A 7,230-nucleotide genomic window follows, 5' to 3' on the forward strand; every position below is an offset into this window, starting at 1 on the left:
TAATTGCACTTGTGCTGTCGCCGCCCCGTTTATACAACCCTAAAGATCACCTGTAATACGATGACGTTTATTTTGTTATGGGCGACTGGGGACCACAATAATGAATGGGATAACATTATGACTAAAACAAAACTGACGCTGCTATTACCTTTATTTTTAGCTGGCTGTTCAATGAGTGACGGGGAATTAAGAAATACCTATGCTCAGCATTATCAGCAGCCTGCGGCTTACGTTGAAGTCTATAAGCAAAAAATAGCCGGCATGGATATTAATGCGCTGGCGCAATATGCCGCCGCAGAAGATAAGAAAAAAATGCGCGGGCAGCCAAGGTTGAAAATTGACGAGTTTATTACCATTGAGAACGTTCAGGCGAAAGATAATCGGGTAGTCTACGATTATACGCTTTCAGAACGCTGGCTGGCGCTGTCTGCAGATAAACAGCGCGAGAAGCAGAGTAATATGAATAAAGATTTGATCTACCGAACCTGTTCGTTGGAGACGGTACGTCTGGCGCAGGCAAAAGGGCTGGAAGAAGAACATAACTATTACAGTCAGTATCCTGACAAGTTAGCCTTCACCCTGAGAACCAGCGCGCAGATTTGTATGCAAAACGGTTTTACAAAATAGCCGCACTCGCTATGCCTGATGCGCTGCGCTTATCAGGCATACAATTTGCACGCTACCGTAGGCCGGATAAGGTGCCAGCGCCGCATCCGGCTAAAAAGAGAGACTCAGAATTTCCAGGATACGCTACCCACAATGCTGCGCTCTGCGCCAAAGTAACAATAAGAAAGCGAGTTGCAGGCCGCGACATAGCGTTTATCGGTCAGGTTGTTAACGTTGAGCTGCGCACTCAGTCCTTTTATACCGATGTTCGTTAAGTCATATCCCACCGCCAGATCCACCAGCGTATACGATGGCAGGGTGTGAGTATTCAGGCGATCGCTGGTAATACCATTAACGTAGCGCACGCCTGAACCCAGCGTCAGCCCCTCCAGTGGGCCACTTTTCACATCGTAGCTTAACCAGGTGCTGGCCTGATTGCGCGGTGCATAAACGGCACGCTTACCCTGTTCTTCCGGGCTGCTTTTCTTATAGCGAATATCGGTGTAGGTATACGCCGCCTGCAAACGGAAACTGTCCGTCAGTTGGCTAATAGCTTCCAGCTCCACCCCTTCAGATTCAATTTCGCCAATCGAGCGGTACGGATCGGTCGGCTCTTCTTTGGTGGCAATATTGGTCTGATTAATGCGGAACACCGACGCGCTAAACTGGCTATTCAACCCTTCCGGTTCATATTTCAGCCCGGCTTCCCACTGCTTGCCTTTCATCGGTTCCAACAGGTTACCGTTCTCATCAGCAAAACTGGTTGGCGTAAAGGCGGTGGAATAGCTGATGTACGGCGCAACACCGTTATCAAACAAATAAAGCAGAGCAGCGCGACTGCTGAAGTTATTTTTGTCCAGATCGCTGCGAGTGCCGTTTTGCTTATCAATATTCGATATGCTCACCTGATCGTAGCGCCCACCGAGCGTTATACGCCAGCGATCCCATGACATCTGATCCTGCAAATAGTAGCCCGTCTGGCGCAACTTGTGCTTCTCGCGTGCATACATATTGATGTAATCCGGCTTCGCCCCGTACACCGGGTTAAACGCATCGATCGGCGGAAATGCCCCGTAATAGCCGGTAGTATTGTTGCTGCGATCCTGATAATCGATGCCCACCAGCAAGCGATGATTGACCTGCCAGGTATCAAAACTACCATCCAGTTGATTATCCAGGGTAATCGCCGACATTTTTTCGTCTGAGCCGGAATAACCGCGATTAAGCTCTGTTTCATTCAACCAGCCTGCCGCATACACCTGGTTCAGTTCAACGTCGGTATGCAAATAGCGTAACTTTTGCCGCACCGACCAGCCGCTATCAAACATGTGCTCAATGTTGTAGCCGACCATATTTTCACGGCGATCGTATTTGTCGTAATCATCCTCGCCTTCGTAGAAGGTGTTGGCGATCTTCTGCCCATAGTGTGGCACAACGGTGCCGTCATACGGCAGGCCGGAGTGGCTGCCACCTTCCGGGTCACGGTGCAGATAGGCCATCAGGTCAAGACGCGTCTGGTCAGTAATGCGCCAGGTCAGACTGGGCATCAGCGCGTAGCGCTCTTCTTTCAACGGGCCAAACTGCGAATCAGCATAGCGCGTCATGCCACTCAGGCGCGCCGCCACGCGGTCGTTATCGTCCAGCGCCCCGGTGACATCAAACGCAGCGCCGCGCTGATTGTTGTTTCCGGCAAACAGTTTCACTTCTCCGCCCGCATCAAACGACGGTTTACGCGATGTCAGCGCCACGATCCCGCCCGGAGACGATCGGCCGTACAGCACGGAAGCCGGGCCGCGCACCACTTCAATATTGTCGAGAAACCACGGATCGACCACCAGCGAACTGTGCGAGTTAGTGTCGCCCATCATTTTCAGGCCGTCGAGATAGACGTTGTCCAGACTACCATCGGAGAAACCGCGCAGCACAATGTAGTCAAAGCGGTTGGAGGCACCAATCTGGTTACTGTACACCCCAGGCGTGTAGCTAACAGCCTGCCGCACGCTGGTTGCACCTTGCTCTTCAAATTGTTCACGGGTAACGATAGAGACCGATTGCGGCGTTTCGATATCCGGTGTGGCAAGCTTGGTTGCCCCACTTTGCATTTGCGAGGTGACAACCACCGTATCGTTTTTTGGTGTTTCCTGCGCCAGCAGAGGAAAAGCCACACTGCCGGTCACCCATCCTACCAGCAGCGCCAACCGAGTCTTCGCGAACATGAACATCTCCCAAGGCATATCTAATTGTAAATGAGAATTATTGCCATTTTTGTATCAGGAGTCGCTATGCCGAATGCCAGGTTGCGTATGCGCAACGCCAAATTATTAATCTGCCACGCGCATAAAACGGGAAAATGGATTAGCAAAGTTTGAGAACATCACCAGGCGGGAAGCCATAGCGACGACGAAAGGCTGTAGAAAAGTTGGTGGCGTGCTGGTAGCCAGACATCCATGCCGCTTGCTGTACGCTATACCCTTCCAACAAATAGCCACGCGCGCGCTCCAGGCGGCAGTCACGCAGGTAGTCAAACACCGAGCAGCCATAGGCCATGCGAAATTTACTGCGCAAACTGCTGGGGCTCATCGCTGCGCGCTGCGCCAGCTCGTTAAGCGTGTAGTCATTTTCAGGGGTTTGCTCCAACAGGCGACGCACACTTTCCAGCCGTTGCTGCTCGCCACTGGCAGCGAGGCATTTACCGCTCTCTACCTGACAAACGCTGAGACCGTGACCAACTAATTGTAAAATCAGCCCTTCCAGCATCAACTGGCGGGAAACCTGGCTGAGCGAGCCCTGCTGCGCATATTGTAATCCGCTGAGTAAAAACCCCGGCACCTGCCAAATAAGCGTTGGCGTCTGGCAGCTTTCCCACTCACGCATAAGGGATTCGAGTAATCCTGTGCGCCATGCCCCGTCAGGATATAACCCAAGTGATAGCGTCCGTAGCTTGCAGTCTGCAGGGTGGCGGGCGCTCATTGCCTGGTGTTCACTCAGACGCGAACTAAACGCCATGCCAGAACGTACCACATGTTCCTGCCCGTTGAGCGTTAGTATCACGCAACCTTCCAGCACCACCAGCATATACAAGGGGCTACTGTGCCGGGAGGTGGTTTCATACGGTTGCAGCACCTGTACATCAGAGTGTGTGACGCACATCCCGCAAGGGAGCATCATCTCCTCGACTTCCCCTTGCAACACAGCACTGGAACACGGAAGACCCGGTTTTTTCGCCAGCAACGGAAAACGGTAATCGATCCCGTAACGCTCACCAAAATCCCTAAACTCACTGACGGAGAAGGTGCGGGTAAAACGTCCGGATGTATTCTGGGCGGTGGTGTTGTTCATGCTGTCTTCTGCACAGGAAATAGAATTTGCAACGTACGACTGGTGGCAACATTACCATTACCCGCACAACACAACAATAATAATGAGAATTGTTATCAATATGGTGTTCGGCGGGTTATTCCAGCCAGAGCAGTTCTGCCATGTCAGCCTCAGGCACAGCTTCTTTTAACCAGCGATACAGCAACTCAATATTTCGAAGCCGGGTTGACGCTTTTGGCCAGACGAGGTAATAGCCTTCTCCTGTCGCGACCGCCTGTTTAAACGGTAACGCCAGCATCCCGGTCTGAATAGCCGTCAGGCTTAATAGCAGATCCGCGACCGCTACCCCATGCCCGCTCATTGCCGCAAGACTCCCCTGTTCCAGGGTATCGAACACTTTGCCACGTGCCAGGTTCAACGCAGGAAAGACCCCGGTACGCTGCAGCCAGCGACGCCAGTCGCGGCGATCGGCGGAAGGATGAATCAATTCACAGGCGGCGATATCACTTTGCGTCTGAGCCTGTAACGCAGGCGCGCATACCGGGATAAGCCACTCCTGAAACAGCAAACGGCTGTCCGTATCCTCACCAAAATAACCATTCCCCAACAGGATTGCACAGTCATACGGTTCGCGACTGAATGCGACGGAATCGGTGTCCATCCACACGCTGGAGATTTCAATCACCGGCGTTGGATGGGCTTCCCGGAAATGACGCAGCACATCCAGCAGCCAGCGCATGGTCAACGTTGAGGGAGCTTTCAACCGCAGCTCATGACTGCTGCGACGAAAAGCATGGCAGGCATGTTCTAAACTTTGAAACCCGACCGTCAGCTGTTGCGCTAACCCCTGTCCTGAAGGCGTTATCTCAATACGGGGGCCGCTACGAACAAACAGTTCGCAGCCAAACCAGGCTTCCAGTGTACGGATATGACGGCTTACCGCACCAGGCGTGACGTTCAGTTGAATAGCCGCTTTACTAAAGGACCCCAGACGGGCAGCAGCTTCAAAAGCTCTCAGGGCATACAGCGGGGGTAGCGTCATCATCGGCTTCTATGTTGAGTTTTACTCACAGTAGAGCGCAGTTTTATTCGTTTTTCAATGTGACACGCAAGCGGAATACTGATGAAAAATAACGTCAGGATCATCAGATATGAATCTCGCTTTACTGGCTGTATACAGCCTCTCAGTGCTAACACTGTTGCTAACGCCTGGCCCTGTTGTGGCGCTGATTACCGCGACGGCGGTACAGTACGGCTATCGCCAGGCCTTTATGACGCTATGCGGAACGAACGGTGCTTCATTGCTACTGCTCGCGCTTGCTGCGCTGATGCTGGCGGGGGTGGTATCACTCTCTCCTCTGCTGCTGTGTGTGCTGGGTCTCGCCGGATCGCTGTATATCGGCTATAGCGCGTTTTGCAGCCTGTGGGCCAGAAATCAAGCCGCCAGCGAAGACTCTCGTCAGCCGTCTCATGGGGGATTTATCAACGGTTTTCTGATTGGCGTGTCAAACCCGAAAGATATTCTGTTTTTCGTTTCATTCTTTCCACAGTTCATCACCATTACACATAATTTCGCCACCAGCATGCTGATACTCACGCTGGTATGGGTCATTTTTGACGTTGCCGTTCTGTCATTTTATATCGTGATTTTCAAACGCTGGATGCCCACGCGGTTTGTCAGATACAGCGTTTTTATCTCATCCCTGTTCCTGCTGGCGGTAGCGGTGTTTGGCATTATCTACAATGTGGCCGCACTGCGGTTACAGATCACAAATTAGCATCACAAGGGTTCCCCTCGAGGGACTGCCTGTTATCATTCAGCATGTAAATACCTTTCAACTCAACCCGAGGCTTTGATGCTGGAGAATGTCATCATCAGATAATCAGTTTGCCGACCTTATCAGGCCGGACTGGTTATCAATGCGCCGAAATCGAATGCGGACACCACAGTGTGTTTGCACGTTTTGCACATGATGATTAAACAGGTTTCCCAGTATGAATTTATCCCGTCAGGAACAACGTACCTTACACGTTCTCGCCAAAGGTGGCCGAATTGCGCACGTCCGAGATAGCGCTGGCCGCGTCACATCCGTTGAATGTTATAGCCGCGAAGGATTGCTGCTCTGCGACTGCACGCTTGAGGTGTTTAAAAAGCTCAGAACCAAAAAACTGATCAAATCCGTCAATGGCCAGCCCTACCGCATCAACACCACCGGATTAAACAATGTTCGCGCCCAGTTAGATAATCGCTAAGGAGAGAGTGATGGATATTCCCAAAATTTTTACTATTACTGGCGTCAAATACCCGCCACGAAAGATATTGCCCAGGCATGCGGGGGCAGTTCGATGGCTGGAGGTGAACCCAAACGATGACTTTACGCAGGAAGTCAGAGAGCAACTGAGGACGTCACCGGGGCGCCATGTCACCTTTACCCGGGAATATCTCGGCTGGGGGGTATTCGCACTCATGCAACGGTAATTTTTTGCAGTCGGTATAGCCGGATGGGTTATACCGACCTGCAAAGCCAGTACCCGTTACTTCATTAATACTTCAACAAATTTAGCCAACCAGGCAGGATGGGCAGGCCATGCCGGCGCGGTAACCAGATTGCCATCGACGTGCGCCTGGTCAATCCCGATATCGGCATAATGCCCACCGCTCAATCGAACTTCTGGCGCACACGCTGGATACGCGCTACAGGTCCGATTTTCTAACACCCCGGCTGCCGCCAGCAATTGCGGGCCATGACACACAGCGGCGATAGGTTTACCCGCAGAGTTAAAGTCTTGTACCAGTTGAATGACATCCGGATTCAGACGCAAATACTCCGGAGCCCGCCCACCAGGGATCAACAAGGCGTCATAATCCGCCTCGCGTGCATCAGAGAAATTCGCATTCAAGGTGAAGCGATGCCCTGGTTTCTCACTGTAGGTCTGCGCCCCATCAAAATCGTGAATGGCGGTTTGAACATAGTCGCCTTGTTTTTTATCCGGGCAGACGGCATCAACCCGGTGACCGAGCATTTGCAGAGCCTGGAAAGGCACCATCGTTTCATAATCTTCGACATAATCCCCGACCAGCATCAGAATCTTCTTCATGCACATCCCCCACTCACGGTTATTAATAATGAGAAATAACGGCCATCTTTACTATAGTTCACACGACTCGGGACATTACTAAATACCGCAGAACAATCGGCTAGATCACAGTCTACACAGAGGCCCGCCAGAAGGGCCTTCTATGAGTTAGATAAAACAAAGCGCATTTAATAAATATAAATTATCTATAAATATATAGTTGAGAAA

The 7,230-nt window shown here is 51.6% G+C and carries 7 protein-coding genes and 1 pseudogene; 4 read left to right on the forward strand and 4 right to left on the reverse strand.

The features are described 5' to 3' along the window. Positions 1–117: 117 nt before the first annotated feature. Complete coding sequence (locus tag NNO03_RS15725) at positions 118–627, forward strand: hypothetical protein (RefSeq protein ID WP_271449948.1); 510 nt, start codon at positions 118–120, stop codon at positions 625–627. A 104-nt stretch (positions 628–731) separates the two neighbouring features. Here the strand turns inward: NNO03_RS15725 and foxA are convergent, their stop codons facing one another. The 3 genes from foxA to NNO03_RS15740 form a co-directional block, all read right to left on the reverse strand. Continuing rightward, positions 732–2,840, reverse strand: a complete 2,109-nt coding sequence (gene foxA, locus NNO03_RS15730) for a ferrioxamine B receptor FoxA (RefSeq protein WP_271449949.1) — start codon at positions 2,838–2,840, stop codon at positions 732–734. Between the two features lie 121 nt (positions 2,841–2,961). After that, positions 2,962–3,945: a helix-turn-helix transcriptional regulator gene (locus NNO03_RS15735; RefSeq protein ID WP_271449950.1), complete on the reverse strand. Its 984-nt coding sequence runs from the start codon at positions 3,943–3,945 to the stop codon at positions 2,962–2,964. Between the two features lie 115 nt (positions 3,946–4,060). Then, complete coding sequence (locus NNO03_RS15740; RefSeq protein ID WP_271449958.1) at positions 4,061–4,966, reverse strand: LysR substrate-binding domain-containing protein; 906 nt, start codon at positions 4,964–4,966, stop codon at positions 4,061–4,063. 109 nt (positions 4,967–5,075) lie between these two features. Between NNO03_RS15740 and NNO03_RS15745 the strand changes: the two genes are divergently transcribed. From NNO03_RS15745 to NNO03_RS15755, 3 genes and pseudogenes are all read left to right on the forward strand, one after another. Beyond that, positions 5,076–5,702 carry a LysE family translocator gene (locus NNO03_RS15745; protein WP_271449951.1) on the forward strand — a complete coding sequence of 209 codons (627 nt, stop codon included), beginning with the start codon at positions 5,076–5,078 and terminating at the stop codon, positions 5,700–5,702. 217 nt (positions 5,703–5,919) lie between these two features. Then, on the forward strand, positions 5,920–6,177 hold the full coding sequence (locus NNO03_RS15750) for a YjhX family toxin (RefSeq protein WP_048212521.1): 258 nt from the start codon (positions 5,920–5,922) through the stop codon (positions 6,175–6,177). A 91-nt stretch (positions 6,178–6,268) separates the two neighbouring features. Then, positions 6,269–6,403: pseudogene (locus NNO03_RS15755) on the forward strand (SAM-dependent methyltransferase); the annotation flags it as partial. Between the two features lie 56 nt (positions 6,404–6,459). Here NNO03_RS15755 and NNO03_RS15760 read toward each other — a convergent pair. After that, positions 6,460–7,029 carry a DJ-1/PfpI family protein gene (locus NNO03_RS15760; RefSeq protein WP_271449952.1) on the reverse strand — a complete coding sequence of 190 codons (570 nt, stop codon included), beginning with the start codon at positions 7,027–7,029 and terminating at the stop codon, positions 6,460–6,462. Positions 7,030–7,230: the final 201 nt, after the last annotated feature.

The organism is Citrobacter sp. Igbk 16 (assembly GCF_028069755.1).
Lineage (GTDB): Bacteria > Pseudomonadota > Gammaproteobacteria > Enterobacterales > Enterobacteriaceae > Citrobacter.

What these genes read in the sequence shown, in the direction of transcription:
- NNO03_RS15725 (WP_271449948.1), top strand. Translation starts at nt 118, where the DNA reads ATGACTAAAACAAAACTGACGCTGCTATTACCTTTATTTTTAGCTGGC.
- foxA (WP_271449949.1), bottom strand. Translation starts at nt 2,840, where the DNA reads ATGCCTTGGGAGATGTTCATGTTCGCGAAGACTCGGTTGGCGCTGCTG.
- NNO03_RS15735 (WP_271449950.1), bottom strand. Translation starts at nt 3,945, where the DNA reads ATGAACAACACCACCGCCCAGAATACATCCGGACGTTTTACCCGCACC.
- NNO03_RS15740 (WP_271449958.1), bottom strand. Translation starts at nt 4,966, where the DNA reads ATGACGCTACCCCCGCTGTATGCCCTGAGAGCTTTTGAAGCTGCTGCC.
- NNO03_RS15745 (WP_271449951.1), top strand. Translation starts at nt 5,076, where the DNA reads ATGAATCTCGCTTTACTGGCTGTATACAGCCTCTCAGTGCTAACACTG.
- NNO03_RS15750 (WP_048212521.1), top strand. Translation starts at nt 5,920, where the DNA reads ATGAATTTATCCCGTCAGGAACAACGTACCTTACACGTTCTCGCCAAA.
- NNO03_RS15760 (WP_271449952.1), bottom strand. Translation starts at nt 7,029, where the DNA reads ATGTGCATGAAGAAGATTCTGATGCTGGTCGGGGATTATGTCGAAGAT.